26 protein-coding genes are annotated in these 25,948 nt (G+C 70.7%); 13 read left to right on the top strand and 13 right to left on the bottom strand.

Going from position 1 to position 25,948, the window contains the following annotated elements; genetic code table 11:
* Positions 1-114: 114 nt before the first annotated feature.
* The 4 genes from hpt to dacB all read right to left on the bottom strand — a co-directional run bounded on the left by hpt (position 115) and on the right by dacB (position 4,960).
* A complete protein-coding gene (hpt, locus tag ACIRVK_RS23685; protein ID WP_404250198.1) occupies positions 115-675 on the bottom strand; it encodes a hypoxanthine phosphoribosyltransferase in 561 nt (186 codons plus the stop codon).
* Between the two features lie 69 nt (positions 676-744).
* Positions 745-1,770 (bottom strand): tRNA lysidine(34) synthetase TilS, encoded by a 1,026-nt coding sequence (gene tilS, locus ACIRVK_RS23680; RefSeq protein WP_404250105.1) that lies wholly within the window; start codon positions 1,768-1,770, stop codon positions 745-747.
* Positions 1,771-1,961: 191 nt separating this feature from the next.
* A complete protein-coding gene (locus ACIRVK_RS23675; RefSeq protein ID WP_404250103.1) occupies positions 1,962-3,086 on the bottom strand; it encodes a zinc-dependent metalloprotease in 1,125 nt (374 codons plus the stop codon).
* A gap of 233 nt (positions 3,087-3,319) precedes the next feature.
* Positions 3,320-4,960 (bottom strand): D-alanyl-D-alanine carboxypeptidase/D-alanyl-D-alanine-endopeptidase, encoded by a 1,641-nt coding sequence (gene dacB / locus ACIRVK_RS23670; protein ID WP_404250101.1) that lies wholly within the window; start codon positions 4,958-4,960, stop codon positions 3,320-3,322.
* Between the two features lie 79 nt (positions 4,961-5,039).
* Between dacB and ACIRVK_RS23665 the strand changes: the two genes are divergently transcribed.
* Complete coding sequence (locus ACIRVK_RS23665; RefSeq protein WP_029394330.1) at positions 5,040-5,531, top strand: inorganic diphosphatase; 492 nt, start codon at positions 5,040-5,042, stop codon at positions 5,529-5,531.
* Positions 5,532-5,638: 107 nt separating this feature from the next.
* Entirely contained in the window at positions 5,639-7,300 is a 1,662-nt protein-coding gene (locus ACIRVK_RS23660) for a threonine/serine exporter ThrE family protein (protein WP_404250099.1), read from the top strand.
* Here the strand turns inward: ACIRVK_RS23660 and ACIRVK_RS23655 are convergent.
* On the bottom strand, positions 7,297-8,220 hold the full coding sequence (locus tag ACIRVK_RS23655) for a DedA family protein (RefSeq protein ID WP_404250097.1): 924 nt from the start codon (positions 8,218-8,220) through the stop codon (positions 7,297-7,299). The genes ACIRVK_RS23660 and ACIRVK_RS23655 overlap by 4 nt on opposite strands.
* 143 nt (positions 8,221-8,363) lie before the next feature.
* On the opposite strand from ACIRVK_RS23655, the gene ACIRVK_RS23650 reads away from it, so the two are divergent.
* Positions 8,364-8,729, top strand: a complete 366-nt coding sequence (locus tag ACIRVK_RS23650) for a YbjQ family protein (RefSeq protein WP_399137575.1) — start codon at positions 8,364-8,366, stop codon at positions 8,727-8,729.
* Between the two features lie 28 nt (positions 8,730-8,757).
* Here the strand turns inward: ACIRVK_RS23650 and ACIRVK_RS23645 are convergent, their stop codons facing one another.
* Positions 8,758-9,540 carry a MerR family transcriptional regulator gene (locus ACIRVK_RS23645; RefSeq protein WP_404250095.1) on the bottom strand — a complete coding sequence of 261 codons (783 nt, stop codon included), beginning with the start codon at positions 9,538-9,540 and terminating at the stop codon, positions 8,758-8,760.
* Positions 9,541-9,684: 144 nt separating this feature from the next.
* Here ACIRVK_RS23645 and ACIRVK_RS23640 point away from each other — a divergent pair, with 144 nt between their 5' ends.
* On the top strand, positions 9,685-11,085 hold the full coding sequence (locus ACIRVK_RS23640) for a glutamate decarboxylase (RefSeq protein ID WP_404250093.1): 1,401 nt from the start codon (positions 9,685-9,687) through the stop codon (positions 11,083-11,085).
* A gap of 17 nt (positions 11,086-11,102) precedes the next feature.
* Here the strand turns inward: ACIRVK_RS23640 and ACIRVK_RS23635 are convergent, their stop codons facing one another.
* The 4 genes from ACIRVK_RS23635 to ACIRVK_RS23620 form a co-directional block, all read right to left on the bottom strand.
* Positions 11,103-11,744 carry a PadR family transcriptional regulator gene (locus tag ACIRVK_RS23635; protein WP_404250091.1) on the bottom strand — a complete coding sequence of 214 codons (642 nt, stop codon included), beginning with the start codon at positions 11,742-11,744 and terminating at the stop codon, positions 11,103-11,105.
* Positions 11,745-11,769: 25 nt separating this feature from the next.
* On the bottom strand, positions 11,770-12,318 hold the full coding sequence (locus ACIRVK_RS23630) for a DinB family protein (protein ID WP_404250089.1): 549 nt from the start codon (positions 12,316-12,318) through the stop codon (positions 11,770-11,772).
* 126 nt (positions 12,319-12,444) lie between these two features.
* The gene (locus ACIRVK_RS23625) at positions 12,445-13,905 is read right to left on the bottom strand and encodes an aldehyde dehydrogenase family protein (protein ID WP_404250087.1); all 1,461 of its coding nucleotides are present in this window, start codon (positions 13,903-13,905) and stop codon (positions 12,445-12,447) included.
* 112 nt (positions 13,906-14,017) lie between these two features.
* Positions 14,018-14,842, bottom strand: a complete 825-nt coding sequence (locus tag ACIRVK_RS23620) for a helix-turn-helix domain-containing protein (protein ID WP_404250196.1) — start codon at positions 14,840-14,842, stop codon at positions 14,018-14,020.
* A 333-nt stretch (positions 14,843-15,175) separates the two neighbouring features.
* On the opposite strand from ACIRVK_RS23620, the gene ACIRVK_RS23615 reads away from it, so the two are divergent.
* Positions 15,176-15,688, top strand: a complete 513-nt coding sequence (locus ACIRVK_RS23615) for an ATP-binding protein (protein ID WP_404250085.1) — start codon at positions 15,176-15,178, stop codon at positions 15,686-15,688.
* Positions 15,689-15,768: 80 nt separating this feature from the next.
* On the opposite strand, the gene ACIRVK_RS23610 is transcribed toward ACIRVK_RS23615, so the two are convergent.
* Complete coding sequence (locus ACIRVK_RS23610) at positions 15,769-16,023, bottom strand: DUF397 domain-containing protein (RefSeq protein ID WP_404250084.1); 255 nt, start codon at positions 16,021-16,023, stop codon at positions 15,769-15,771.
* A 389-nt stretch (positions 16,024-16,412) separates the two neighbouring features.
* Between ACIRVK_RS23610 and ACIRVK_RS23605 the strand changes: the two genes are divergently transcribed.
* On the top strand, positions 16,413-16,940 hold the full coding sequence (locus ACIRVK_RS23605; protein WP_404250082.1) for a hypothetical protein: 528 nt from the start codon (positions 16,413-16,415) through the stop codon (positions 16,938-16,940).
* 39 nt (positions 16,941-16,979) lie between these two features.
* Positions 16,980-17,540: a DUF4232 domain-containing protein gene (locus ACIRVK_RS23600; RefSeq protein ID WP_404250080.1), complete on the top strand. Its 561-nt coding sequence runs from the start codon at positions 16,980-16,982 to the stop codon at positions 17,538-17,540.
* A gap of 9 nt (positions 17,541-17,549) precedes the next feature.
* Here the strand turns inward: ACIRVK_RS23600 and ACIRVK_RS23595 are convergent, their stop codons facing one another.
* Positions 17,550-18,668: a DUF2786 domain-containing protein gene (locus ACIRVK_RS23595; protein WP_404250078.1), complete on the bottom strand. Its 1,119-nt coding sequence runs from the start codon at positions 18,666-18,668 to the stop codon at positions 17,550-17,552.
* 112 nt (positions 18,669-18,780) lie between these two features.
* Here ACIRVK_RS23595 and ACIRVK_RS23590 point away from each other — a divergent pair, with 112 nt between their 5' ends.
* Both ACIRVK_RS23590 and ACIRVK_RS23585 read left to right on the top strand, forming a co-directional pair.
* Positions 18,781-19,524, top strand: a complete 744-nt coding sequence (locus ACIRVK_RS23590; protein WP_404250076.1) for a Clp protease N-terminal domain-containing protein — start codon at positions 18,781-18,783, stop codon at positions 19,522-19,524.
* Positions 19,525-19,596: 72 nt separating this feature from the next.
* Positions 19,597-21,288, top strand: a complete 1,692-nt coding sequence (locus tag ACIRVK_RS23585) for a bifunctional 3'-5' exonuclease/DNA polymerase (protein ID WP_404250074.1) — start codon at positions 19,597-19,599, stop codon at positions 21,286-21,288.
* 36 nt (positions 21,289-21,324) lie between these two features.
* On the opposite strand, the gene ACIRVK_RS23580 is transcribed toward ACIRVK_RS23585, so the two are convergent.
* Complete coding sequence (locus ACIRVK_RS23580; RefSeq protein ID WP_404250072.1) at positions 21,325-22,230, bottom strand: glycosyltransferase family 2 protein; 906 nt, start codon at positions 22,228-22,230, stop codon at positions 21,325-21,327.
* 220 nt (positions 22,231-22,450) lie between these two features.
* Between ACIRVK_RS23580 and ACIRVK_RS23575 the strand changes: the two genes are divergently transcribed.
* The 4 genes from ACIRVK_RS23575 (at position 22,451) to ACIRVK_RS23560 (ending at position 25,906) form a co-directional block, all read left to right on the top strand.
* Positions 22,451-23,014 carry a hypothetical protein gene (locus ACIRVK_RS23575; RefSeq protein ID WP_404250070.1) on the top strand — a complete coding sequence of 188 codons (564 nt, stop codon included), beginning with the start codon at positions 22,451-22,453 and terminating at the stop codon, positions 23,012-23,014.
* Between the two features lie 194 nt (positions 23,015-23,208).
* Entirely contained in the window at positions 23,209-24,042 is an 834-nt protein-coding gene (locus ACIRVK_RS23570; RefSeq protein WP_404250068.1) for a PIG-L family deacetylase, read from the top strand.
* A gap of 26 nt (positions 24,043-24,068) precedes the next feature.
* Positions 24,069-24,617, top strand: coding sequence for a hypothetical protein (locus tag ACIRVK_RS23565; protein ID WP_404250066.1), 549 nt, complete (start codon positions 24,069-24,071; stop codon positions 24,615-24,617).
* Complete coding sequence (locus ACIRVK_RS23560; RefSeq protein ID WP_404250064.1) at positions 24,611-25,906, top strand: hypothetical protein; 1,296 nt, start codon at positions 24,611-24,613, stop codon at positions 25,904-25,906. The genes ACIRVK_RS23565 and ACIRVK_RS23560 overlap by 7 nt, the downstream gene beginning before the upstream one ends.
* Positions 25,907-25,948: the final 42 nt, after the last annotated feature.

Here is a 25,948-nt window from a genome sequence, read left to right as displayed (position 1 = left end):
GCACTCGGCTGCTCCGGCGGCCGGCAATCCCGCCTCTGCATGCTCCAACGGCGCGAAACCCGCCGGGGTTCCCGATCGTCCTACAAAGACGGCTCGCTTGGCCCCAAGGCCGGCTCAGCCGCCGTAGACGTGGGGGGCGAGCGTACCCACGAACGGGAGATTCCGGTACTTCTCGGCATAGTCGAGACCGTAACCCACGACGAACTCGTTCGGGATGTCGAAGCCGACCCACTCCACGTCGATGGCCACCTTGGCGGCGTCCGGCTTGCGCAGCAGGGTGCACACCTTGAGCGACTCCGGCTCGCGCGAGCCCAGGTTGGACAGCAGCCAGGACAGCGTCAGGCCGGAGTCGATGATGTCCTCGACGATCAGGACGTGCCGGCCCTTGATGTCGGTGTCGAGGTCCTTGAGGATCCGCACCACACCGGAGGACTGGGTGCCCGCGCCGTACGAGGACACGGCCATCCAGTCCATGGTGACGGGGGTGGACAGCGCCCGGGCCAGGTCGGCCATGACCATCACCGCGCCCTTGAGGACACCGACGATGAGCAGGTCCTTGCCCGTGTACTCCGCGTCGATCTTCGCGGCCAGCTCCACGAGCTTCGCGTCGATCTCTTCCTTGGTGATGAGCACCTGCTTGAGGTCGGCACCCATGTCTTTCGCGTCCACCCGCATCACTTTCGGTCGTCCCACCGGCTGCCCGGACCTTCGGGAAGGTCCGGGTCCCCGCACCGGGGATGAGATTCAGCCTTGCCGAATCACCAGTCTGCCACCCTGGCGCTGGGCGACGACCTTGCCCGGGAGATTGATGACCCCCTGGCCGCGCCAGCCGGTGATCAGCCGGTCGACTTCCTCGATGTGGCGGGCGAACAGCGAGCCCGCGGGGGCACCGGCCTCGATGGCGGCCCGGCGCAGGACGCGGCGGCGTACCGCGGGCGGCAGGGCGTAGAGCTTGGCGCACTCCAGGAGGCCGGCGGCGTCGCGCACGGAGGCCTCGGCCTGGCGGGCCCAGGCGTCGAGGGCGTCGGCGTCGTCACGGGAGAGCTGCGCCGTACGCGCGAGTGCCTCCACGACGCCCTTGCCGAGCGCCTTCTCCAGGGCGGGCAGGCCCTCGTGGCGCAGCCGGGAGCGGGTGTACGCGGGGTCGGCGTTGTGCGGGTCGTCCCAGACGGGCAGGGACTGCACCATGCAGGCCTTGCGGGCGGTCTGCCGGTCGAGCTGGAGGAAGGGGCGGCGGTAACGGCCGTCGGCCCCCGAGACCGCGGCCATTCCGGACAGGGAACGGATGCCGGAGCCTCGGGCGAGGCCCAGCAGGACGGTCTCGGCCTGGTCGTCGCGGGTGTGGCCGAGCAGGATCGCGGTGGCGCCGTGCCGGGCGGAGGCTTCGTCGAGGGCGGCGTACCGGGCGTCGCGGGCGGCGGCTTCGGGACCGCCCTCGCGGCCCACGGTCACGGCGACGGAGTCGACGGGGTCGAGGCCCATCGCGCGCAGGCGCAGGGCGACCTCCTCGGCGCGCACGCCGGAACCGGGCTGCAGGCCGTGGTCGACGGTGACACCGCCGGCCCGGATGCCGAGCTTGGGGGCCTCGAAGGCGAGGGCGGAGGCGAGGGCCATGGAGTCGGCGCCGCCGGAGCACGCCACGAGCACGACCGGCGCGGACGGGGGCTCGTGCACGGTCTGCCGGGCGGGGGGCTCGTGGTCGTTGAGGATGTCGTTAAGGACGCGGCGGACCGCCAGGCGTATCGCCGCGACCGCAGGATGGGGACCCATGTCCGGTTCCCTTCATGAAGTTTCGGGGGGTGAGCCCGAGTTCGGTCACTCAGAGTGTGTAGATGGTGACAGAACCGAGCCGTTCCCCGAGCATTGCACGCCTACCCATGCACCACGGTCCCTCGGACGGGTGATTGAAGGGGCGTTCGCCTGCCGTCGGCCGGATTCGGTTCACGACCCCGCGACGGCGTTCACGACTCGCTCTTGCGGTGCACCCGCGTGACCCAGTCCGCCGGTTTGGCGATCTCCGACTTGGTCGGCAGGGTGTTCGGGGACGTCCACACCCGGTTGAAGCCGTCCATGCCGACCTGGTCGACGACGGCCCGCACAAACCGCTCGCCGTCCCGGTACTGCCTCAGCTTGGCGTCCAGACCGAGCAGCTTGCGCAGCGCCATGTCCAGCCGGGAGGCGCCCTTGGCGCGCCGCTGCTGAAACTTCTCGCGGATCTCGGCGACCGTCGGCACGACCTCGGGGCCCACCCCGTCCATCACGAAGTCGGCGTGGCCCTCCAGAAGCGACATCACGGCGGTGAGCCGGCCGAGGATCTCGCGCTGGGCCGGGGTCTGCACGAGCTCCACGAGGGAGCGCCCGCCGTCGTCCTCCTCGCCCTCGGGACGCCCGCCCGCGAGGGACTGGGCGGCCTCCCGGATGCGCTCCAGCACGGTCATGGGGTCGACGTCGGTCTCCCCCAGGAACGACTGGATTTCGCCCTCCAGGTGGTCGCGCAACCACGGCACCGCGCTGAACTGGGTGCGGTGCGTCTCCTCGTGCAGACAGACCCAGAGACGGAAGTCGTGGGGCTGGACGTCGAGTTCGCGCTCCACGTGCACGATGTTGGGGGCGACGAGCAGCAGCCGTCCGCCGCCGTTCTCTCCTGCCGGCAGGTCGCGCGTGGCCGGGGCGAAGGTCTCGTACTGGCCCAGGACGCGGGAGGACAGGAAGGACAGCAGCATGCCCAGTTCGACGCCGGTGACCTTGCCGCCGACCGCGCCGAGGACCGCGCCGCCGGGGGTGTTGCCGCGCCGCTCCTGCATCTTGTCGAGCAGCGGCTTGAGGATCTCCCGGAAGCCCGCCACGTTCGCCCGCACCCAGCCGGGGCGGTCGACCACGAGGATCGGGGTGTCGTGGGTCTCCTCGGTACCCATCCGGGTGAAGCCGCGGACGTGTTCCTCCGAGGCCTTGGCATGCCGGCGCAGTTCCGCGACGACCGCTCGGGCCTCGTCGCGGCTCACGTCGGGGCCCGGCCGTACGAGCCGCGTCGCGGTCGCGACCGCGAGATTCCAGTCGACCATCTCGGCACCACCGATGCTCGTCATGCGTCAACGGTACGTGAGCGCTGCCGCTTGGGGCAGGGCGCGGGTTGGCGAGGTGGGCCTGTGCTTGTCGGGCGACCTTCGCTGCTGCGGGCGTGCGGCGGCTGGGGTCGGTTCGCGCCGCACCCGGCACTGCAGGCCGTGCCCACCCGTTCCGCCCCAGCGGAACGACTGCCCACGGCGGAACGGGGACGAGACGGGCGGCCCCGGCAGCTGCAGCGGAAGCGCGGGTCGGGTCAGCGGCAGCCGCAGGCTGCCAAGGCTGTGGCTGTGCGGTCCAGGGCCGCCTGGGCGGACATCGGGTTCGACGTCTGCGATGCCAGGAACGCGAAGGCCAGGAGGCGGCCGTCCTGGTCCACCACCGTGCCTGCCAGGGTGTTCACGCCGGTCAGGGTGCCGGTCTTGGCGCGTACGACTCCGGCCGCGCCATCGGTGTAGCGGCTGGTCAGGGTGCCGGTGAAGCCGGCCACGGGGAGACCGGTGAGGACCGGGCGGAGTTCGGGGTGCGCGGGGGCGCCGGCCTTCACCAGGAGGGCCGTGAGCAGGTCCGCAGTCAGTCTGTCGTCCCGGTTCAGGCCGCTTCCGTCGGTGAACCGGGCGCCCTGCACGGGCAGTTGCAGCTTCTTCAGCTGGGCGGCGATCGCGCTCGCACCGCCGGCGAAGCCGGCCGGGGCACCCGTCGCGAGGGCGGTCTGTCGGGCCAGGGCCTCCGCGATGTCGTTGTCGGAGTTGGTCAGCATGCGTTCGACCAGTGCCGACAGCGGGGGCGAGGAGACGGAGGCCAACGCCTGCGCGCGGGTCGTCCCCCTGGACGGGCCGGGGGACGTCGTCTTGATGCCGTCCGCTGCAAGGAAGCGGGCGAACCTGGTGGCCGCGTCCGCCGCGGGGTCGGCCACGCGCGGGGCCGGGCCGCTGCTGGAGTCGTCGGTGCGCCCCTCGTCGGCCATCAGGGCGCTGACCGGCGCGAGGTTGTCGTTGACGCCGATGGGGTGCAGCGCGGGGCCGGTGTAGAGGGTGGTGTCGTAGGAGAGCGTGACCTCGTGGACGGAGCGCTTCTTCAGAGCGGCCGCCGTCCGGTCGGCGAGGTCGCGCAGGCTCGCCCAGCCGTCGGACTCCTGGTGCGCGGTGAGTGTGGGGTCGCCGCCGCCGACCAGGACGACTTCCTTGGTGTCGGCCTCCAGCACCGTCCGCGTGGTGAGGCGGTGCTCGGCGCCCAAGGCAGAGAGGGCGGCCACGGCGGTGGCGATCTTCGTGGTCGAGGCGGGGGTCAGCGGGTCGTCGGCCCCGGTGCCGTACAGGCGCCTGCCGGTGGCCACGTCCACGACCACGGCGGTGTGCTGGGTGCCGAGCGCCGGGACGCCCAGGAGGGGCCCCAGGACGTCGGCGAGGGCCGGTCCGGTGGGGGCCGACTTCACCGCGTTCGTGGAGCCGCCGAGGCCGACGAGGACCGACGGGGCACTCGGGGCAGGCCGGGGCGAGCCGGCCTTGTCGGACGTATCGGCACGGGGACCGTGATCTGCGCCACCCGTGCGGTCCCGGGCGACCGCCCGCTCCACCTCGGCCGTACGCTGACCCGTGGAGTCCCAGGGGCCGGCGGCGGCCGCCACGGTGACGGCCAGCGCCACGCCGGCGGTGGCGGCGCCCGCGGTGTACTGCCAGGTCCCGGAGGTCTTCGGCCTCGCCGACAGGACCCGCGCGAGCTGCGGCCTCGCGGCGGCCACGGCCTGTTCCAGGCGCGGACGCGCGGCGTTCGCGACTCGTTCGAGCTGCGGCTTCGCGGCCCGGGCGGCCCGTGCCAGCCGGGGTCGCACGGCGTTCGCGGCCCGCACCACGTGCGGTCCCGCGGCACGCCAAGGCCTCAGTTCAGGCACGACCACCAGCCCCTTTCGCGATCACACACCTGCGTGAGGGACACTTAACCACCAGAACTATGTGTTGATCATGGAGGAGCCACCGGTGGAGTTCGACGTCACGATCGAGATCCCGAAGGGTTCGCGGAACAAGTACGAGGTGGACCACGAGACCGGTCGGATCCGCCTGGACCGTCGACTCTTCACCTCGACCGCCTACCCGACCGACTACGGCTTCGTCGAGAACACCCTCGGCGAGGACGGCGACCCGCTGGACGCGCTCGTCATCCTGGACGAGCCGACCTTCCCGGGCTGCCTGATCCGCTGCCGCGCCATCGGCATGTTCCGGATGACGGACGAGGCCGGCGGCGACGACAAGCTGCTGTGCGTCCCGTCGACGGACCCGCGCGTCGAGCACCTGCGCGACATCCACCACGTCTCCGAGTTCGACCGCCTGGAGATCCAGCACTTCTTCGAGGTCTACAAGGACCTGGAGCCCGGCAAGTCCGTCGAGGGCGCCAACTGGGTCGGCCGCACGGACGCCGAGGCCGAGATCGAGCGCTCCTACAAGCGGTTCAAGGAGCAGGGCGGCCACTGAGAGCCGAACGCCTGTGAAGGGGCCGTACGCGTGCGCGTGCGGCCCCTTCTTGTGCCTGTGCGCATACTGAGGGCGGCAGGAGGTGTCGTACAGGGAGCGTTGCGCACGTGACGGAAGCGGAGTACCGCAAACCGCAGTCGGACGAGGCGAGGGGCTCGTTCGATCCCGAGATCACATCGGAGTTCGCCATTCCGGCCGGACTCGCCGCTCCCAGAGCGGTCGTCGAATCGGAGACGACGTCCGAGTTCGCCGTCCCGGACGGGCTGGACGTCCCGCAGTCGCCGGCCGCCGAGCCGGAGGGGTCGGCGTTCAGCACGCCGAGCACCTACAGCGCGCGGCAGGCCCCGGCCGCCTTCACGCCGGCCGCCGGTGTGCCCGTGGTCAGCCTCACCAAGGACGCGCCCTGGCAGGACCGGATGCGCACGATGCTGCGGATGCCGGTGGCCGAACGGCCCGCGCCGGAGCCGGGGCCGAAGGCGGAGGAGGGCGGCCCCGCCGTCCCGCGCGTGCTCGACCTGACCCTGCGCATCGGCGAGCTGCTGCTGGCCGGCGGTGAGGGCGCGGAGGACGTGGAGGCCGCGATGTTCGCGGTGTGCCGCTCCTACGGCCTGGACCGCTGCGAGCCGAACGTCACCTTCACCCTGCTGTCGATCTCGTACCAGCCCTCCCTCGTGGACGACCCGGTGACGGCCTCGCGGACCGTGCGGCGGCGGGCCACCGACTACACGCGCCTGGCGGCGGTCTACCGGCTCGTGGACGACCTCAGCGACCCGGAGACCACCATCTCCCTGGAGGAGTCCTACGGGCGGCTCGCGGAGATACGGCGCAACCGGCACCCGTACCCCACCTGGGTGCTGACCGGGGCGAGCGGGCTGCTGGCCGGGGCGGCCTCCGTACTCGTCGGCGGTGACGTGGTGGTGTTCCTCGCGGCGATGGTGGGCGCGATGCTCGGCGACCGGCTGGCGTGGCTGTGCGCGGGGCGCGGGCTGCCGGAGTTCTACCAGTTCACGGTGGCCGCGATGCCGCCGGCCGCGATCGGGGTGGCGCTGACCGTCGCCCACGTCGACGTGAACGCGTCCGCCGTCATCACCGGTGGCCTGTTCGCGCTGCTGCCGGGGCGGGCGCTGGTGGCGGGCGTGCAGGACGGACTGACCGGGTTCTACATCACCGCGTCGGCGCGCCTTCTGGAGGTCATCTACCTGTTCGTCGGGATCGTCGTGGGCGTGCTCGTGGTCCTGTACTTCGGCGTGACCCTGGGTGCCAAGCTCAACCCGGACGCGGCCCTGCAGATCGCCGAGCGGCCGCTGTGGCAGATCGCCGCCTCCATGCTGCTGTCGCTGACGTTCGCCGTGCTGCTGCAACAGGAGCGGTCGACCGTGCTGTGGGTGACGCTGAACGGCGGCGTCGCGTGGTGCGTGTACGGCGCGCTGCACTACCCCGGCAAGTTGTCGCCGGTCGCCTCCACGGCCGTCGCGGCCGGCCTGGTGGGGCTGTTCGGGCAGTTGCTGTCGCGGTACCGGTTCGCCTCCGCGCTGCCGTACACGACGGCGGCGATCGGGCCGCTGCTGCCGGGTTCCTCGACCTACTTCGGGCTGCTGTCGATCGCGCAGAACAACGTCGACAAGGGGCTGGTGTCGCTGGCCACGGCGGCCTCGCTCGCCATGGCCATCGCCATCGGGGTCAACCTGGGCTCGGAGATCTCGCGCCTGTTCCTGCGGATCGGCTCCGCCGACAAGCGCCGGGCCGCCAAGCGGACCAGGGGTTTCTAGTAGCCCTGGTTGTAGGGGTACTGCTCGTTGTGCCGACCGTCGTAGTGCTGCTGCGGGTACGGCTGCTGGGCGTACTGCTGGTTGGGGTCGTACGGCTGCTGGTTCGGGTCGTACGGCTGCTGGTAGTGCTGGTTGGGGTCGTAGGACTGCTGGTACTGCTGCTGGTACCCGCCGTAGTCCTGGTCGTCGGCCGCCTGCGGGACGCGGCGGAGCTGGGTGGTGGAGTCGTCCATGATGACCGGGAACGGCTGCGTCTGCTCCTGGGCCGGGGTCGGGTCGGCGGCCGGTTCGGGGTTCTTCCTCGACTTCGACCGGGCGCGCAGGAACTCGATGATGATCGGGACGACCGAGACGAGGACGATCAGGATGAGGATCGCCTCGATGTTGTTCTTGACGAAGTCGATCTTGCCGAGCCAGGAGCCCAGGAGGGTGACCCCGGCCCCCCACAGGACGCCGCCGATGACGTTGAAGACCAGGAACGAGCGGTACTTCATGCCGCTGACGCCCGCGATGATCGGCGTGAACGTGCGCACGACGGGCACGAAACGGGCCAGGACCAGCGACTTCGGGCCGTACTTCTCGAAGAACTCGTGCGCCTTGACCACGTTCTCCTGCTTGAAGAGGCGGGAGTCGGGGCGGTTGAAGAGCGACGGGCCGACCTTCTTACCGAACATGTAACCCGCCTGGTCGCCCAGGACCGCTGCGACGCAGATCAGGGCGATCGCGCCCCACAGCGGGAAGCTCATCTTGTGGGACGTGATCAGCAGGCCGGTGGTGAACAGGAGCGAGTCGCCCGGCAGGAAGAAGCCGATGAGCAGCCCCGACTCCGCGAAGACGATCAGGAGCAGGCCCCAGATGCCGAACGAGTTGAGCAGGTGGTTCGGATCGAGCCAGCTCGGGCCGAGGGCAAGCGTCGTCACGGTTCCGGGCTCCCTGATGGAGTGGGGGAAGGAGCGGCGTCCTTCCGTGGGCGCACAAAGCTATCAACGCAAGGTGTCCGCCCCAGGTTCCACCGGTGTCTCCGGGATGCACTGTGGGTCGACTCGGACGAAGCTGTGGGGTTATGGGCATCGATGAGTACGGCGGCGGCCAGGAGCCCCGCCCGGACGTGCTGGTGGTCACCACGAACGACGTTCCCGGACACCGGGTTCAGGAGGTCCTCGGAGAGGTGTTCGGGCTGACCGTGCGCTCCCGTCATCTGGGCAGCCAGATCGGCGCGGGACTGAAGTCGATGATCGGCGGTGAGCTCAGGGGCCTGACCAAGACGCTCGTGCAGACCCGGAACCAGGCCATGGAGCGGCTCGTCGAGCAGGCACGCGCGCGTGGCGCCAACGCGGTGCTGATGTTCCGGTTCGACGTGACCGAGGCGGCCGACGTCGGCACCGAGGTGTGCGCGTACGGGACCGCCGTGGTCCTGGCCCGGGAGTGAATCCCGTGCACTCCCGGGCCGGGACCGGTCAGGAGGTGTGCCGGTCGGCGTTGGCGAGGATCGCCTCGCGCAGGTGCTCGGCGAGACCGGGGCGCATGGCGTCGTAGTAGGCCTTGAAGCGCTCGTCGGCGATGTACATCTCCGCGAAGCATCGGTGCATCTCGTACGACACCTCGAAGAACCACCTGCTGACGTGCTGCCGGTGTTCCTCGGCCAGGTCCATCGCCGCCTCGCCGGACGGCTCCTGGCCGGCGGCCACCAGGGCGGTGTACCGCTCCTGCCAGTCGTCGACCTCTGCCTGGATGCGCTTCCAGTCCTCCTTGCCGTAGGTGGCGGCGCGGCGCTGCGACTCGGCGTACGCCTCCGTGTTGCCCCAGCGCGCGTGAGTCTCCTCGGCGTACTGGTCGGGGTCCTTGTCCCCGAAGACCTCGAACCGCTCCTCGGGGGTGAGGTTGATTCCCATTTTGCGTGCCTCCATGGCGTGCTCCACGGCCTCGGCCATCTTCTGCAGCTTCTCGATCCGGGCGGTCAGCAGCTCGTGCTGGCGGCGCAGGTGCACGCGCGGGTCCGTGTCCGGGTCGTCGAGCAGGGCCGCGACCTCGTCGAGCGGGAAGCCGAGCTCCCGGTAGAACAGGATCTGCTGCAGCCGGTCGAGGTCGCCGTCGCCGTAGCGCCGGTGGCCCGCGTGGCTGCGCTCGCTCGGGACGAGCAGGCCGATGGCGTCGTAGTGGTGCAGGGTGCGCACCGTGACGCCGGCGAAGCCCGCGACCTGTCCCACGGAGTAGCCGACCTGTCCTGCGGATGGGCTCACTTCTCCGCTCCTTTCTCGGGTACGTGGTCCAAGTCCACGGTGCGTCCTCACGTCGCGTGAGGTGCAAGCCGGTTCACTCAGGAAGGTGTCCTCGGAACCCCCCTCCGGCGACACCCGTTCTTCAGAAGACACGAGGAGACATCCATGCCGCTCCACAAAGGTTCCGACCAGTCCGACGAGAGCCCGCTCTCGGTCAACCCGTTCTTCGGGGAGGCCAACCCGGTCGGCGGCATGACCGAGGCGCCGCCCAAGCACCGGCTGCCGGACACTCCGCTGCCGCCGTCGACGGCGTACCAGGTGGTGCACGACGAGCTGATGCTGGACGGCAACTCCCGGCTGAACCTGGCCACGTTCGTCACCACCTGGATGGAGCCGCAGGCCGGTGTCCTGATGGCGGAGTGCCGTGACAAGAACATGATCGACAAGGACGAGTACCCGCGCACCGCCGAGCTGGAGCGGCGCTGCGTGGCGATGCTCGCCGATCTGTGGAACGCGCCGGATCCGGCGACGGCGGTCGGCTGTTCGACGACCGGTTCCAGCGAGGCGTGCATGCTCGCGGGGATGGCGCTGAAGCGGCGCTGGAGCAGGCGGAACCCGGCCCCGGGCGCCCGCCCCAACCTGGTGATGGGTGTCAACGTCCAGGTGTGCTGGGACAAGTTCTGCAACTTCTGGGAGGTGGAGACCCGTCAGGTGCCAATGGAGGGCGACCGGTTCCACCTCGACCCGCAGGCCGCAGCCGAGCTGTGCGACGAGAACACCATCGGCGTCGTCGGCATCCTCGGCTCCACCTTCGACGGCTCCTACGAGCCCATCGCTGACCTGTGCGCGGCCCTGGACGCCCTCCAGGAGCGCACGGGATGGGACATCCCGGTGCACGTGGACGGCGCGTCCGGCGGGATGATCGCGCCGTTCCTCGACGAGGACCTGGTGTGGGACTTCCGCCTCCCGCGCGTGGCGTCCATCAACACCTCGGGGCACAAGTACGGGCTGGTCTACCCGGGCGTCGGCTGGGCGCTGTGGCGGGACAAGGAGGCCCTCCCGGAGGAACTCGTCTTCCGCGTCAACTACCTGGGCGGCGACATGCCGACCTTCGCGCTCAACTTCTCCCGCCCCGGCGCGCAGGTCGTCGCGCAGTACTACACCTTCCTGCGGCTGGGCCGCGAGGGCTACCGGGCGGTGCAGCAGGCGACGCGGGACGTGGCCCGGTCCATCGCCGACCGGGTCGAGCAGCTCGACGACTTCCGGCTGCTGACCCGGGGCGACGAACTGCCGGTCTTCGCCTTCACGACGGCGCCGGGCGTCGACGCGTACGACGTCTTCGACGTGTCCCGGCGGCTGCGGGAGCGCGGCTGGCTGGTCCCCGCGTACACCTTCCCGCCGCACCGCGAGGACCTGTCCGTGCTGCGGGTCGTGTGCCGCAACGGCTTCTCGACGGACCTCGCGGACCTGTTCGTGGAGGACCTGACTCGTCTGCTGCCGGAACTGCGCAGGCAGCCGCGTCCCTGGACCAGGGACAAGGAGGCGGCAACCGGCTTCCACCACTAGTCGGCCCCCCGGCGGCTTCAGCGGTCGTCCTCCGGATGCCACTCCCCCGTCGCGTACGGGTTCTCCCGGCCCTCGGCGAGGACGCCGACGACCGGCTCGCCCTCCCCGGCGAACGCGTACGCCCCGCCCGCGATCCGCTCGATCAGCCCCTGGATCCACTCGATGTCGGCGTCGGCCGTGTGGATCCAGAGGTGCATGATCTCGCCGATGTGGCCGAGCTGTTCGAGGCCGTCCTCGGGGACGTAGTGCTCGGTGACGGAGGAGCGCCACGCCTCGATCCGCCGGATCCGCTCCTTCAGGAGGGACACCGCCTCGGCGCGCGGCAGGTCCACCATGAAGCCGATCCCGCTCGACTTGACGTCCATCTTCTGGTCGTAGGAGGTCAGCGCCTCGCGCAGCAGCCGGAAGTACTCCTCCGTGCCCCGGTCGGTGAGTTCGTACTCCGTGCGGGGCGGGCCGCCGGCCGTGGACGGGGCGATCTCGTGCGCGTGCAGGAGCCCTTGCCGGGCCATCTGCTTGAGCGCGTGGTAGATCGACCCCGGCTTGGTGTTGGACCACTCGTGAGCGCCCCAGTACTCGAGGTCGCCCCGCACCTGATAGCCGTGGGCGCGCCCGTGCCGCCGCACCGCACCGAGCACGAGGAGACGGATCGCTGACATGGGGCCAGCGTAGGACCAGGGGAGGTCAGCCCCAGTTCGTGCCCTGCTCCTTGTTCACGAGCTGGAAGGCGGTGGCGCCGTCCAGGGACTCGCGGATGATGTCGGCGTGGCCGGCGTGCCGGGCGAGCTCGCGGATCAGGTGCAGACAGACCCAGCGCACCGAGACGCGGCCCTCCGGCGGGAACCACGGGTCCGGCGGCAGCGGGAAGGTGTCGTCGAGGCTCGGCACCGAGCGGACGTACGCCTCGGTCTCGGCGGCGACCTTGTCCCAGTAGGCGAGCTGGGACTCGACGCTCTCGTCGCCGACGAGCCGGAAGGTCTCGCCCCAGTTGGACTCGTCGCGCTGGACGGCGGGCGGCTCCTGCTTCGCCCGCGCGATCCAGCTCTGCTCGACCTCGACGACGTGCTTGAGCAGGCCGGACAGGGACAGCTCGCTCGCGCTGGGCGTGCTCGCGGCCTGCTCCGCGGTCAGTCCGAGCAGGGCGCGCCGGATGCCGCCGCGCTGCTCCTCGATGAACGCGAGCAGCGCTCCGCGCTCGTCTCCCTGGGCCTCTGCGGGAACGTGGGTGACCATGACCGGCCGCCTTTCGTCGGATCCTGGGGTTTCCCCCTGACACCGACGAAGCTACGGGCCCTTTAGGTCAGATCCTGTCCTCGATGGCGCCCGGCGCGCACATGTCCGTGGAAGACCTCAGAACGCCTAGAACGGGAACCCGCTGCGGCCGTGCTGGACCGAGATCCACTTCAGGGTGGTGAACGTGTCGATGGTCGTCTCGCCGTTCAGGCGGCCCAGACCGGAGCTCTTCTCGCCGCCGAAGGGGACGAGGGGCTCGTCGTGGACCGTGCCGTCGTTCACGTGGAACATGCCGGTGTCGATCTGCTTGGCGAAGTCGACGCCCCGCTCGATGTCGCCCGTGTGGACGGCGCCACTGAGGCCGTAGGGCGTGTCGTTGACGATGCGCACGGCCTCCTCCTCGCCGTCGAAGGGGATGAGGAAGGCGACGGGGCCGAAGACCTCCTGGCGCAACAGGGCCGAGTCGGCGGGGACGCCGGTCAGGACGGAGGGCTCGACCAGGTTGTCCTTGGTGGCGCCGTGCACCAGGGCGGTCGCGCCCTCGCTGATCGCCTGCTGGACCGTGCCCGCGAGCGCCTCGGCCTGCGAGGAGCTGATCACCGGGCCGATGACCGTCTGCGGGTCGCTCGGGTCGCCGACCTTGAGGGTGCGGACCTTGGCGACGAACTTCTCGGTGAACTCCTCGGCGATCGAGCGGTCCACGAGCACCCGGTTCGCGGCCATGCAGACCTGGCCCTGGTGGACGTACCGGCTGAAGACCGCCGCGTCGACCGCGTAGTCGATGTCGGCGTCGTCGAGGACCACGATGGCGCTGTTGCCGCCGAGTTCGAGGACCGAGCGCTTGAAGTTCGCGGCGCAGACGGTGGCCACGTGCCGGCCGACCTTGTCGGAGCCGGTGAAGGAGATGACCTTGGGGATCGGGTGCTCGATGAAGGCGTCACCGATCTCCGCGATGTCGGTGATGACGACGTTCAGGAGGCCGCCCGGCAGGCCCGCGTCCTCGAAGATCTTCGCCACCAGGGAGCCGCCGGTGATCGGCGTGCTCTGGTGGGGCTTCAGGACCACGCCGTTGCCGAGCGCGAGGGCCGGGGCGACCGACTTGACCGACAGGAGGAAGGGGAAGTTGAAGGGGCTGATCACGCCCACGACGCCGACCGGGACACGGTAGAGGCGGTTCTCCTTGCCGTCGACCGGCGAGGGGAGGATCCTGCCCTCGGGACGCAGCGCCCACTGGATCGACTCGCGCAGGAACTCCTTGGCCAGGTGGAGTTCGAAGCCGGCCTTCAGATGCGTGCCGCCGAGCTCGGCGATGATCACCTCGGTGATCTCCTGCTCGCGCTCCTCGATCAGCCGCAGGGCCCTCTCGAAGACGGCGCGGCGGGCGTACGGGTTGGTCTTCGCCCACTGCTTCTGCGCGCGGGCCGCCGCCTTGTACGCCTCGTCGACCTCGTCGACCGTGGCTATGGTGATCGACGCCAGCTTCTCGCCGTCGTACGGGTTGAAGTCGATGATGTCCCAGGAACCGGTGCCCTGGCGCCACTCACCGTCGATGTACTGCTGAGCCAGGTCGGTGAAGTACGACGACATGTGATCCCCAAATCGCTAGCAGACACACGACCAACATCACGGTCTGATCACACGTCATCGTACTTGCGCCCCCGGAGAGTTGGGGACGCAGAGCGAACTTCTGGGGAGAACCCTAGGAGAGCTGGAGGAGACCGCGCAGAAGGTCGCGGCTCTCGTCCGGGCCGGGACTGTCCTGCTGGAGCTCCTTGAGCGCCTTCTCGTACTGGATGACGTCCTCGCGCTTGTCCAGATAGAGGGCGCTGGTGAGCTGTTCCAGGTAGACGACGTCGGTCAGGTCCGACTCCGTGAAGGAGAGGATCGTGAACGCGCCGCTCTCGCCCGAGTGACCGCCGAAGCTGAACGGCATGATCTGCAGCCGCACGTTCGGATGCTCGGAGACCTCGATCAGGTGCTGGAGCTGACCGCGCATCACCTCACGGTCGCCGTACGGGCGGCGCAGCGCGGCCTCGTCCAGGACGATGTGGAAGTCCGGGGCGTTCTCGGCGACGAGGTACTTCTGCCGCTCCAGGCGTACCGCCACCCGCTTCTCGATCTCGGCCGTGCTCGCGCCCTTCATGCCGCGTTTGACGACCGCACGTGCATACGCCTCGGTCTGCAGCAGCCCGTGCACGAACTGCACCTCGTACGCCCGGATCAGGGACGCCGCGCCCTCGAGGCCCACATAGGTGGGGAACCAGGTCGGCAGGACGTCCGAGTAACTGTGCCACCAGCCCGCCACGTTGGCCTCCCGTGCGAGAGAAAGGAGCGAGGTGCGCTCCGCCTCGTCGGTGATGCCGTACAACGTCAACAGGTCTTCCACGTCACGCGTCTTGAAGCTCACCCGGCCCAACTCCATCCGGCTGATCTTCGACTCCGAGGCGCGGATCGAGTAACCCGCCGCCTCGCGCGTGATTCCGCGCGCCTCGCGCAGTCGCCTCAGTTGCGAGCCGAGCAGCATGCGCCGCACCACCGATCCGGGCTCTCCCACGCTCACGTTCGCCAGCCTCCCCAACCGCCTTCAAGGGCCGAAGTCTGCCACTAAAACACTCCGAGCAGTACTCGTCCGATTACAGAGATGGAAAGAAGTCATTGATTCCGCACAGGTTGAGGGAAGGAGTTGGCAAGTAGCGGGAGAGAAGTTGGCGGAAAAAATGACCAAGAAGCGGTACGGGAACGCCCAATTCGGTCGCGTGCACGTGCATCTGCACCTTGCATCTGCACCGCGCATCCGAAAGCATGGTCTCGCGCATCCGCTGCATCGCAACGACCGCGAATCCCGGGAGTGCCTCGCATGGGGACGAATGGATCGACCATGCTCGAGCCGTTACGGCAGGGCCTTCCGCCGCTCGATCCCGCGGCCGTGTCCAACGCCGCCTCCTGTGCGCTGCCCGCCCGGTTCGAGGCGGTGCGCGAGGCGAGACTCTTCACCCGCAGAACGCTGGACCAGTGGGACATAGGCGAGCGCTTCGACGACGTCTGCCTGGTGGTCTCCGAACTCGTCACCAACGCCCTGCGGCACGCGCTGCCGGCCGGCACGGTGCTCGGGGCGCATCAAGTGCCGCCCGTGCGGCTGCACTTGATGCGGTGGACCGAGCGGCTGGTGTGCGCGGTGCGCGACCCCAGCCAGGATTCTCCCGTCGAGCGCGAGACCGAGGACTTCTCGGCGGAGTCGGGCCGCGGCCTGTTCCTGGTCGACTCCTTCGCCGACGGCTGGGGCTGGCACCCGCTGGCGGGCATGCTCGGCGGCAAGGTCGTCTGGGCGCTGTTCCACCTGCCGCAGACGCATCAGCAGCCCACCGAGTGAGCCACCGCGGCGTCTTGTGACGCCGCGGTTCTACGCGCGTTACGGCATCGATGTCAGAGCGCGTGCGCGGGCGCGGATATTCAGCTCGCGACCAGGTGGTCGAACTCGCCGTCCTTGACGCCCAGCAGCATCGCCTCGATCTCCGCGCGCGTGTAGACGAGCGCGGGACCGTCGGGGAAGCGGGAGTTGCGTACCGCCACGTCACCGCCGGGCAGCCGGGCGAACTCCACGCAGGAGCCCTGCGAGTTGCTGTGCCGGCTCTTCTGCCAGGCCACGCCGTCCAGCTCCGTGGCCGCCATGCCGTTGTACACGTCGTTGTACACGTCGTGGTCCACAGGTCGCTCCCGGTGTGGTGCGGTGGCCTTGGGGCCAGTGATGCAGTGGTCAACTGACCCGGATCATAACTCTGTTCATGTGCAGATGCATGAGCAGATGCACGTGCACGCGGGGTGGTCCCCCGGTTACAGCTTTGACGCCCCTTTTACGGAGCCGTCCCAGGAAGAGACGCAGACCGCGGCTCTCCTGTTCCAGCGACTTCGCATCGGTCAGTGCACCGGACCGACGCCCGCGCCGTGGGATGTCCGCCAGAGGTACGCAAGTCCTCCCGGCAAGTCTCACAGGCGCTGCCCACGGGGCGGACGGGCAGGGCTGGTAGCTTGCTGCGGTCGCCCGGTCAGTCGGCCCGCGCGACCGCCCACGGCCTGCTACAGCTTGGGAGCTACCAGTGACTACGGCGACCTTCCCGCGTCCCTCTCGTACGGTGGCGCGCCGGCCGGTGCGGATCGCCGCGGCCGCCGCGGTTCTGGCCGGCGCGCTCGCGCTGACCGCGTGCAGCGGCGGCGGCTCGCAGCATGCGGCCTCCCCCACCCCGTCCCTCGCGGCATCGTCCTCCGGTGCGGCCACCGGCGGCCCCACCGGCGCCTCGGCCGCCCCGTCCGACCGTCTGCAGGGCAACTGGCTGGCCACGACCGGCGGCAAGGCCGTGGCGCTGGTGATCACCGGCAGGCAGGCCGGGCTCTTCTCGACCGGCGGAACCGTGTGCAGCGGGCGGGCCGGCAAGGAGGCGGGCATGGAGATGATCCATCTGACCTGCACCAACGGCAACAAGGACCGGGTGTCCGGCATGGTCGACTCGGCCTCCGGGAGTGCCCTGAAGATCACCTGGTCGGGACACATCGGCGAGGAGACGTACAGGAAGGCGGAGGGTGGCAAGCTGCCGTCCGGGCTGCCGACCACCGGCCTCGGGCAGTAGGTTCAGCGGCGTCACGCTCCTGAGCAGCAGAGGATCCACATGCGCACCACCCCGCTCGCCGTCGCCGCCCTCGCCTCGGCCCTGCTTCTGACCGCCTGCTCCAGCAACAGCGGCGGCGGGGGCGGTGCCGACGGCAAGCACCAGACCGCGACCGAGACCCCGACTGCGAGCGCGCCCGCGAACACGTCGGCGTCCGGGTGCAAGATCGGCGTGGCCGTCGCCGCCAGCGCGGCCCCCTCGACCGGGGACACGGGCAACGTCACCGTCACGGTCACCAACCACGACGCCCCGTGCGTCCTGAGCGGCTTCCCGGGCGTCGAGCTCGTCGCCGGTGCCACCTCGAAGTCGGTTCCCGCCGACAAGACCGCGAAGCCCCAGAAGCTGACGCTGGCGAAGGACGCCACGGCCTCCTTCACGATCACGTACACCCGCGGCGCGGCGGGCGCCAAGACCAGCCTGCCGGTGAAGAGTGTGAAGTTCACCCTGCCCGGCTCGACCTCGGCCCACAGCTTCTCCTGGTCCTACGGCGAGGTCGCCCTCCAGGGTGCCGGTGGCGGGCCGAACGCCTCCGTCACGGCCCTCACTCAGGCGGGTGACTGACCGACCCGCTCACGGCAGCCGCGGCCGGGCCCCCACCTGCGCCCGGTCAGCGGCCCGCGCCCCCTCCGACCAGCCCGCCTCGTCGCTCACCCCGCGCAGCCGGGTCGTGGTCGTGCGCGGGAACATGCGGTCCGTCTCGCTGGTGACGGCGACCTCCCGGGAGGCCAGCACAGGGAGCAGCTCGTCGGTGACCTGGGTCTCGGCGGCCGTGGCCAGGCGGGTGCCTATGCGGTGCGCGTAGGCGGCGAGGAAGGACTGGCGGAAGGTCTTGGTGCGCTTGCGGCCGCCGGCCCGCTGGGCCGTCTCGGCCTGCGTCATCGCGTGCGTGGCCTGCACGAGCAGCGAGGTGTAGAGCAGTTCGACCACCTCCAGGTCGGCCGCGAAGCCGACGACGGTGGAGAACCCGAACGGTTCGTTCCACACCGCCCGGCAGTGGTTGGCGGTCGCCACCGCGTCCAGCAGGACCGCCTTCGCCTGCTCGTACGGCGGCTCGACCCCGATCCGCCAGGCGCCCGGCGCGTCCTTCGCGGGCGCCTCGGCCGCCAGCAGCGCCTCGTCGATGCTGTAACGGGCGGTGAGCTCCTGCGCCTTGGCGGTGAGCGCCTCCGCCTCCTCCGGGAAGTTCGTCGCCTCCGCCTTGGCGAGCAGCGCGCGGATGCGGCCGAGGGTGCGGGGTTGGTGACCTCCGGACGTCCGGGCGGTGGGCTCGTGCTCGTCGAGGAGTTCGAGGGACGGCAGGCGCAGCAGCAGGCGGTACAGCTCCAGGACGCAGGTGGCGTAGGAGAAGCGGTCGGTCCGGGCGGGGTCGTCCTGGGTGAGTTCGTCGAGCTGCGCGGTCCAGCGGGGGCCGCGCGGGCGGTCGTAGGGCACCTGGGAGCGGATCAGCGCCGACACCAGGCGGGTGTGCGCCTCGTCCAGCTCGCGCCGCACGATCCGGACGAGGTCCGCCGGCTGCCAGCCGCGCCGCCATGCCGACGCGACGAACTCCCGCCCCCGCTCGGCCAGTTCCCCGTCCGTCGCCGGATCGGCGGCCAGCATCGAGGCGCCGGCGTCGAGGGCGGTGTCCGTCTCGGCGTAGAGGGCGGCCCGGAAGGCTCGCTCGACGGTGCTGCTGGACGCGGTGCTCATTCTTCGATCGTGACACGGGGCGCTGACAGCGCGGCCCGCCGGGCGGAGACAGAGCCCCCGTGACTGTCAACTCAAGGTTGACACCCTCCTCCTGTCAACCTATGGTTGACACATGTCGACGAAACCGACCATCACGTCATCCGTACGTCTCGACGACCTCATCGCGGCGATCAAGAAGGTGCACTCGGAGCCCCTGGAGCAGCTCCAGGACGCGGTGATCGCCGCCGATCACCTCGGCGAGGTGGCCGACCACCTGATCGGCCACTTCGTGGACCAGGCCCGCCGCTCGGGCGCGTCCTGGACCGACATCGGGCAGAGCATGGGGGTCACCCGGCAGGCCGCGCAGAAGCGGTTCGTGCCCAAGGAGTCGGCCGGTCCGGACCCCAACCAGGGGTTCGAGCGCTACACGTTGCGCGCGCGCAACGTGGTGATCACCTCGCACAACGAGGCCAAGGCGGGGCCCTACACCGAGGTGGCGCCCGCCCATCTGGTCCTCGGGCTGCTCGCCGAGCCGGAGGGGCTGGCCGCCAAGGCGATCGTCGCGCAGGGCGTCTCCCTCGATGCCGTACAGCAGGCCGCGTCCGCTGCGCTCCCGCCCGCCGCCGAGTCCGGCCCCGAGCTCGTGCCGTACAACCCGGAGGCCAAGAAGGTCCTGGAACTCACCTTTCGCGAGGCTCTGCGCCTCGGCCACAACTACATCGGCACCGAACACATCCTGCTGGCGCTGCTGGAGTTCGAGCACGGCACGGGGATCCTGGCAGGCCTCGGCATCGAGAAGGAACCCGTGGAGGCCGAGCTGGCCAAGGCGCTGGAGGGCTATCTGAAAATGCAAGGGAAGGCGGGGCAGCAGGACTGAGCCGGGCTGCCGTGCCGGTCGGGGCGGGCCGGTGCCGGGACGTTGTCAGTGGTGGGTGCCACACTCGCACCCATGACCGACCGCTGGGCACTCGCTCCGGCCGAGGACGGTGGCGCCGAGCTCGCCCCCCTCGGTCCGGACGGGCTGCTCGCCGGGCCGGCGCGGCGGGAGCCGGATCTCGCCGCGGCCGTGCGGGAGCGCCCGGAGGTCGCGCGGTGGGTGTGGCGGTCCACGGCCGAGGTGTATCCGCGCCTGCTCGCCGCGGGGGTGCGAGCGGAGCGGTGCTACGACATCGAGGACGCCGAGACCCTGCTGCTCGGCCACGAGGGCCGGTACGGCGAACCCCGCTCGGCGGCCGCAGCCCTGGCCCGGCTGCGTGGCCGCCCCGTACCCCCCGACCCGCCCCAGCGGTCCGCCGAACCGGGCGCGCAGTCCTCCCTCTTCGAACCCCGCGCCGAGCACGTGCCGCTCGCCGACCTGGCCGAGGTGTACGCCGAGCAGCAGCGCCGGCACGACGCGACCGCCCACCCGGAGCGGATGCGGCTGCTCACGGCGGCCGAGTCGGCGGGGATGCTGGTCGCCGCCGAGATGAACCGCGCGGGGCTGCCGTGGAGCGCGGACGTGCACCGCCGGGTGCTGCACGAACTGCTCGGCGAGCGGTACGCGGGCGGGGGCCAGCCCCGGCGCCTGGCCGAACTCGCCGACGGGGTCTCGGCGGCCTTCGGGCGCCGGGTGCGGCCCGATCTGCCGGCCGACGTCGTCAAGGCCTTCGCACAGGCCGGCATCAAGGTGCGCTCCACACGCCGCTGGGAGATCGAGTCGGTCGACCATCCGGCGGTGAAGCCGCTGATCGAGTACAAGAAGCTGTACCGGATCTGGGTCGCCCACGGCTGGTCCTGGCTGCAGGACTGGGTGCGGGAGGGCCGCTTCCGGCCGGAGTTCCTGGCGGGCGGGACGGTCACCGGACGGTGGGTCACCAACGGGGGCGGCGCCCTGCAGATCCCCAAGGTGATCCGGCGGGCCGTCGTCGCCGACCCCGGCTGGCGGCTGGTGGTCGCCGACGCCGACCAGATGGAGCCGCGGGTCCTGGCGGCCATATCCCGCGACCCCGGCCTGATGGAGGTGGCCGGGCGGGACACCGACCTGTACCAGTCCGTCTCCGACCGGGCCTTCTCCGGCGACCGCGCACAGGCCAAACTCGCCGTGCTCGGCGCGGTGTACGGGCAGACCTCCGGCGACGGGCTGAAGAACCTCGCCGCGCTCAGACGCCGCTTCCCCAAGGCGGTGGCGTACGTCGACGACGCGGCGCGCGCGGGCGAGGAGGGACGCCTGGTGCGCACCTGGCTGGGGCGGACCTGCCCGCCCGCGGCCGGCGCGGGTGAGGGCGCGGAGGAGGCGGGCATCCCGCAGGACGAACCGGCCGAGGCGGGCGCCGGGGCGGGCGAGTGGGTGCCGGGCCACGCCTCCACCAACGCCCGTGCGCGCGGCCGGTTCGCCCGCAACTTCGTCGTCCAGGGCAGCGCGGCGGACTGGGCGCTGCTGTTACTCGCCGCTCTGCGGCAGTCCTGCGCGGGGATGGCGGCCGAGCTGGTCTTCTTCCAGCACGACGAGGTGATCGTGCACTGTCCCGAGGAGGAGGCCGAGGCGGTCGTCGCAGCGATCCGGGAGGCGTCGGGGCTGGCGGGACGACTGACGTTCGGCCGGACGCCGGTACGGTTTCCGTTCACCACGGCGGTGGTGGAGTGCTATGCGGACGCGAAATAGGGCTGGCCGTGCGCGGGTCGGTCGACTGCCGCCGCGTCAGATGACCGGCGGGCGGCCCAGGCGGGTCAGTCGCCACACCGTCCGCCAGCTCATGGGACGCCGTTCGCCCGCCGGCTCCCGCAGGCCTTCGACGAAACCGCCGAACCAGGCGCGCAGGGCGGCGGGACGGGAGCGGTTGCGCAGGACCGTCAGCAGCGTCCACACGCCCAGGTGGAGCGGGATGAGCGGCAGCGGCAGACGGCGGCGGACCAGCCAGACGCGGTTACGGGCGTTGACGCGGTAGTAGATGGCGTGCCGGGCCGGTGAGGTCTTCGGGTGCTGGAGCAGCAGTTGGGGCGCGTAGAGGATGCGCCAGCCCGCGTCGGCGGCCCGCCAGGCCAGGTCGATCTCCTCGTGCGCGAAGAAGAACTCCGCGGGCCAGTCGCCGATCTCGTCCAGCATGACCGTACGGAAGGCGTGCCCGCCGCCGAGGAAACCGGTGACGTATCCGCCGCGCAGCGGGTCGGCGCCGCCGATCCTCGGCACGTGCCGCTGCTGGGTCTCGCCGTGCTCGTCCGCGATGCGGAACCCGACGATGCCGAGCCGGGCGTCGGCGGCGAACAGGTCGGCGACGCGGCTCAGCACGTCGGCGTCCACCAGGAGGCCGTCGTCGTCCAGTTCGACCACGAGGTCCACGTCGCCGAACTCCCGCAGCCGGGCCAGCGCCACGTTGCGACCGCCGGGGCAGCCGAGGTTCTCGTCGAGTTCGAGGAGGGTGATCTCGCCGGGCAGGGCGAGCCGGGCGGCGTAGTCGGGCAGCGGGCAGCCGTTGCCGACGATCACGATCCGGGTCGGGGCGAGGTCCTGCTTGGCCACGGACTCCAGCAGCGCGTCCATCTCGGCGGGGCGGTTCCCCATGGTCACCACGGCGACGGCGACCCTCGGCGCGTCCCTGTCCCCCATGCGCTCACTCCATCATGCCGTCGGCAACGTCGGCCGCGATGCTAGCCGTTCATGGTGCGGACTTCCTGAGTACGCCGTTTCGTATGCCAACTCTTGGACCACCGGCGGGCCCGGACGGCCATTTCACACGATCAGGTGAAGACAGCTGGTAAGTGACAACCGCACACCGCCTCCCCTGGTCCCACACCTGCAGAGCACGACACGTCTCTCAGGGGGAACCATGAGCAACCAGTACCCACAGCAGCCTCCGCCCGGCTGGGGCCAGCAGCCCTACGGGCAGCCCCCGTTCCCGCAGCCCCCGAAGAAGTCCGGCGCCGGGAAGATCATCGGTATCGGTTGCCTCGGGATCATCGGCCTCTTCGTGCTCATCGCCATCGCCGGTGCCCTCGTCAGCAGCGGCTCCGGCTCGAAGAAGCCCAGCAGTTCGAACGCCGTCCGGCCCGCCGCCTCCCCGTCGACGAGCCCCACCAAGCAGGCGGCGCAGAAGACCGTCGTCTTCAAGGTGTGGGGAACCGCCCCCGCCGGCGCGCTCGGTCCCCTGGACATCACGTACGGCTCGGACACCGACAACCGCAAGGGCACCTTCGACAACGGCACGTTCGAAGCGACGCTGCCCCTGAACAAGAACGCGATGTACTACACCGTGTCGGCGCAGCTGCAGGGGTCCGGCGACATCGACTGCTCGGTCACCATCGACGGCAAGACGAAGAAGGGTCACGCATCGGGCGGCTACAACATCTGCGACGCACAACTGAGTTCCGGGCTGCTCGGCGGCTGGGGCTGACCGCGGCGTGCCCGGCACATCACGGTCCTCAAGACCCGGGGGTGTTCTGACATGATCAGGTGAAGGACAGCAGCGGGTGCCCCAGGCCGGTCGATCCTGGGAATCCCGGACGGAGTACGGCGACCGCGGGCGGACACATTCCCCGTGCCGCGGACCGGCGCCGATCGCGTGACCGACCAGGGGACGGATATCTCATGGCTGACCGGCCTTTGACGTTGATGGCAGTGCACGCCCACCCGGACGACGAGGCCACGGGCACGGGGGGTGTCCTGGCGCGTTGTGCGGCGGAGGGCATCCGCACGGTGCTCGTCACCTGTACGGACGGCAGCTGCGGTGACGGTCCGGGGGGCGTCAAGCCGGGCGACCCCGAGCACGATCCGGCAGCTGTTGCCGCGATGCGTCGGGGCGAGCTCGAAGCGAGCTGTGACGTCCTGGGGGTCGGTCATCTCGAGCTGCTCGGGTACGCCGACTCCGGGATGATGGGCTGGCCGGCGAACACGGCGCCCGGATCGTTCTGGAGTACGCCCGTAAAGGAGGCGGCCGCCCGGCTGGCCGAGCTGATGCTGCGTCACCGGCCCGATGTCGTAGTTACCTATGACGAGAACGGTTTCTACGGCCACCCCGACCACATCCAGGCCAACCGGATCACGATGGCGGCGCTGGCCCTGACGGGGGTGGCGTCGAAGGTGTACTGGACGACGGCGCCGCGCTCGATGATGGAGGAGTTCGGGAAGGTCATGCGGGAGTTCGGCGCGGACTGGGAGGAGCCGGATCCGTCCGAGGCCGCGGCGGTGCCCGACATCGGTCTGCCCGACGAGGAGATCACCACGTGGGTGGACACCACCGGGTTCGGCGGCCAGAAGTTCGACGCGCTCGCCGCGCACGCCAGCCAGGCCGAGAACATCTTCTTCCTGCGGATGGGCAAGGAGAGGTTCACCCAGCTCATGGGCGTGGAGACGTTCGTCCGCGTCCACGACACCACCGGCGCGCCCCTGCCCGAGGACGACCTCTTCGCGGGCCTGCGCTGAGCTCCGCAGTGCAACAGGTGGAACAGATGGGGTTGCGCGTACCGGTGGGTGAGGACGCGGAGCGGTGGGTCACACGGGTGGGCTGTCGTCGTGTCCTGCTCATCGTGCACAACGTGACGTCCGCGACCCGCCTGCTGGACGTCCTTCCGCTGTTCAACAGCGATGTGCGCGTGCAGATGTTCGCCACCTGCACGGGTTCCTCTCCCTTCCTTGCCGGAGTACCCGAGTTGCTGGCCCGGGCGGGGCTGCCCGTCCTGCCTTGGGACCAGGCCCAGGACACGGCGTTCGACCTGGCGGTGGCCGCGAGCTACGGCGGCGAACTCGCCTCGATACGGGGCAAGTTGGCCATCCTGTCCCATGGGACGGGCTACAACAAGAGGCTGGCGACCGGACACCGGACGTCAAGGACACCGGCGCCGGCACCGGTCTTCGGCATGGCGCCGGACTGGCTCCTGGAGGACGGGCGTCCGCTCGCGTCCGCCACGGTGCTGTCCCACCCCGAACAGCTGGAGAGGCTTCGCTCGTCCTGTCCCGAGGCCGTGCCCACCGCGGTCCTGGCCGGGGATCCTTGCTAGACCGCATCCTCGCCGCACTCCCCCAACGCGACCGTTTCCGCCGTGCCCTGGGAGTGGGGCCCGGCCGGCGGCTGATCGTCGTCAGCTCGACCTGGGCACCACGCTCACTGTTCGGACCCGGCGAGCCGGGTGCGGATGATCTGCTGCCCTGGCTGCTGTCACGTCTGGCGGCGGACCTGCCGACCGACGAGTACCGGACGACCGCCGTGCTGCATCCGAACATCTGGTACGGCCATGGTCCCGGCCAGGTCCGTGCGTGGCTGGACAACGCGCGGCGAGCCGGCCTCGAGGCGATACCGCCGCTCGACGGGTGGAGACAGGCCCTGATCGCCGCCGACTGCGTCCTCGGGGACCACTCCAGCGTCACCTACTACGCGGCGTCCATAGGCGTCCCCGTCCTCCTCGGAGCGTTCCCGGAGGAGGACCTCGACCCCGACTCCCCGGTGGCCGCCCTCGGCCGCACGGCTCCCCGCCTCAGCCGCCGCGGCAGCCTCCGCACCCAGATCGACCGGGCCATCACCTCGCACGATCCCGGCCGCTACAAGGAACTGGCGGAGCAGACCAGTTCGGCACCCGGCGAGTCGGCCGCCCTGCTGCGCCGCCTCTTCTACGGCCTCATGGACCTCCCCGAACCCGAAGGGCACCCGGCGCTGCTCGACCCGCTGCCCCTGCCGCCGTACACCCCCGCCCGCGTCACCACGCCGATCCGCGTCCTCGTACGGCAGATCAGCACCGATCCGCCGGAACTCGCCCTCGTCCGGCACGCCGTCATCGGCGACGAGCCCGACCCGTCACCGGACCCGGCGGCGCAGGTGGACACCGTGCACTCGGTGGTCGACGAGGAGACCCGGGAATCCGGCCGACTGAGCGTCGCCGACATCGTCGTACGGCATGCCGCCACGGCCGATCCTCGGCTCGGTCCACCGGCCGTCTGGGCGGCGGAGGCGCTCGAGCGCCATCCGTACTGCGGGTTGGCCGCCTATGTCGACGGCCCGGACCGCTGTGTCCTACGCACCCGCGCGGGAGACCTCGTACGACTGTCCGCGGCGACGCAACCCGACGGGCGGCCCGACCTGTGCGATCCCGCCGTCTACGCCTCGGCGCTCTACGCCTGGCTCGCGAACGGGCAGCCGCTGGGCGAAGCAGTCCCCGCGATCACCGTGCGCACCGGCGCCGCGGCACATCACGTCACCGTCGAACCACTCCCGCAGTCCGGGTCTCACGCCTCCAGTTCGGCGAGCGCCGTCCGGATTCGCTCGGCACCGACCCGGCCACCGTTCTCCTCGTAGTACGCGGCGGCGGTGCGGAGATCCTCCGCCGCCCGATCCGGA

Source organism: Streptomyces sp. NPDC101152 (genome assembly GCF_044768275.1).
GTDB lineage: Bacteria > Actinomycetota > Actinomycetes > Streptomycetales > Streptomycetaceae > Streptomyces.
This window is presented reverse-complemented; position numbering and strand designations above follow the sequence as displayed.

Bases quoted from the DNA above. Each gene is read 5' to 3' on its own strand.
- hpt (WP_404250198.1), bottom strand. From the start codon at position 675: ATGCGGGTGGACGCGAAAGACATGGGTGCCGACCTCAAGCAGGTGCTC.
- tilS (WP_404250105.1), bottom strand. From the start codon at position 1,770: ATGGGTCCCCATCCTGCGGTCGCGGCGATACGCCTGGCGGTCCGCCGC.
- ACIRVK_RS23675 (WP_404250103.1), bottom strand. From the start codon at position 3,086: ATGACGAGCATCGGTGGTGCCGAGATGGTCGACTGGAATCTCGCGGTC.
- ACIRVK_RS23650 (WP_399137575.1), top strand. From the start codon at position 8,364: ATGGGCATCGATGAGTACGGCGGCGGCCAGGAGCCCCGCCCGGACGTG.
- ACIRVK_RS23640 (WP_404250093.1), top strand. From the start codon at position 9,685: ATGCCGCTCCACAAAGGTTCCGACCAGTCCGACGAGAGCCCGCTCTCG.
- ACIRVK_RS23635 (WP_404250091.1), bottom strand. From the start codon at position 11,744: ATGTCAGCGATCCGTCTCCTCGTGCTCGGTGCGGTGCGGCGGCACGGG.
- ACIRVK_RS23630 (WP_404250089.1), bottom strand. From the start codon at position 12,318: ATGGTCACCCACGTTCCCGCAGAGGCCCAGGGAGACGAGCGCGGAGCG.
- ACIRVK_RS23625 (WP_404250087.1), bottom strand. From the start codon at position 13,905: ATGTCGTCGTACTTCACCGACCTGGCTCAGCAGTACATCGACGGTGAG.
- ACIRVK_RS23620 (WP_404250196.1), bottom strand. From the start codon at position 14,842: ATGCTGCTCGGCTCGCAACTGAGGCGACTGCGCGAGGCGCGCGGAATC.
- ACIRVK_RS23615 (WP_404250085.1), top strand. From the start codon at position 15,176: ATGGGGACGAATGGATCGACCATGCTCGAGCCGTTACGGCAGGGCCTT.
- ACIRVK_RS23600 (WP_404250080.1), top strand. From the start codon at position 16,980: ATGCGCACCACCCCGCTCGCCGTCGCCGCCCTCGCCTCGGCCCTGCTT.
- ACIRVK_RS23595 (WP_404250078.1), bottom strand. From the start codon at position 18,668: ATGAGCACCGCGTCCAGCAGCACCGTCGAGCGAGCCTTCCGGGCCGCC.
- ACIRVK_RS23590 (WP_404250076.1), top strand. From the start codon at position 18,781: ATGTCGACGAAACCGACCATCACGTCATCCGTACGTCTCGACGACCTC.
- ACIRVK_RS23585 (WP_404250074.1), top strand. From the start codon at position 19,597: ATGACCGACCGCTGGGCACTCGCTCCGGCCGAGGACGGTGGCGCCGAG.
- ACIRVK_RS23580 (WP_404250072.1), bottom strand. From the start codon at position 22,230: ATGGGGGACAGGGACGCGCCGAGGGTCGCCGTCGCCGTGGTGACCATG.
- ACIRVK_RS23575 (WP_404250070.1), top strand. From the start codon at position 22,451: ATGAGCAACCAGTACCCACAGCAGCCTCCGCCCGGCTGGGGCCAGCAG.
- ACIRVK_RS23570 (WP_404250068.1), top strand. From the start codon at position 23,209: ATGGCTGACCGGCCTTTGACGTTGATGGCAGTGCACGCCCACCCGGAC.
- ACIRVK_RS23565 (WP_404250066.1), top strand. From the start codon at position 24,069: ATGGGGTTGCGCGTACCGGTGGGTGAGGACGCGGAGCGGTGGGTCACA.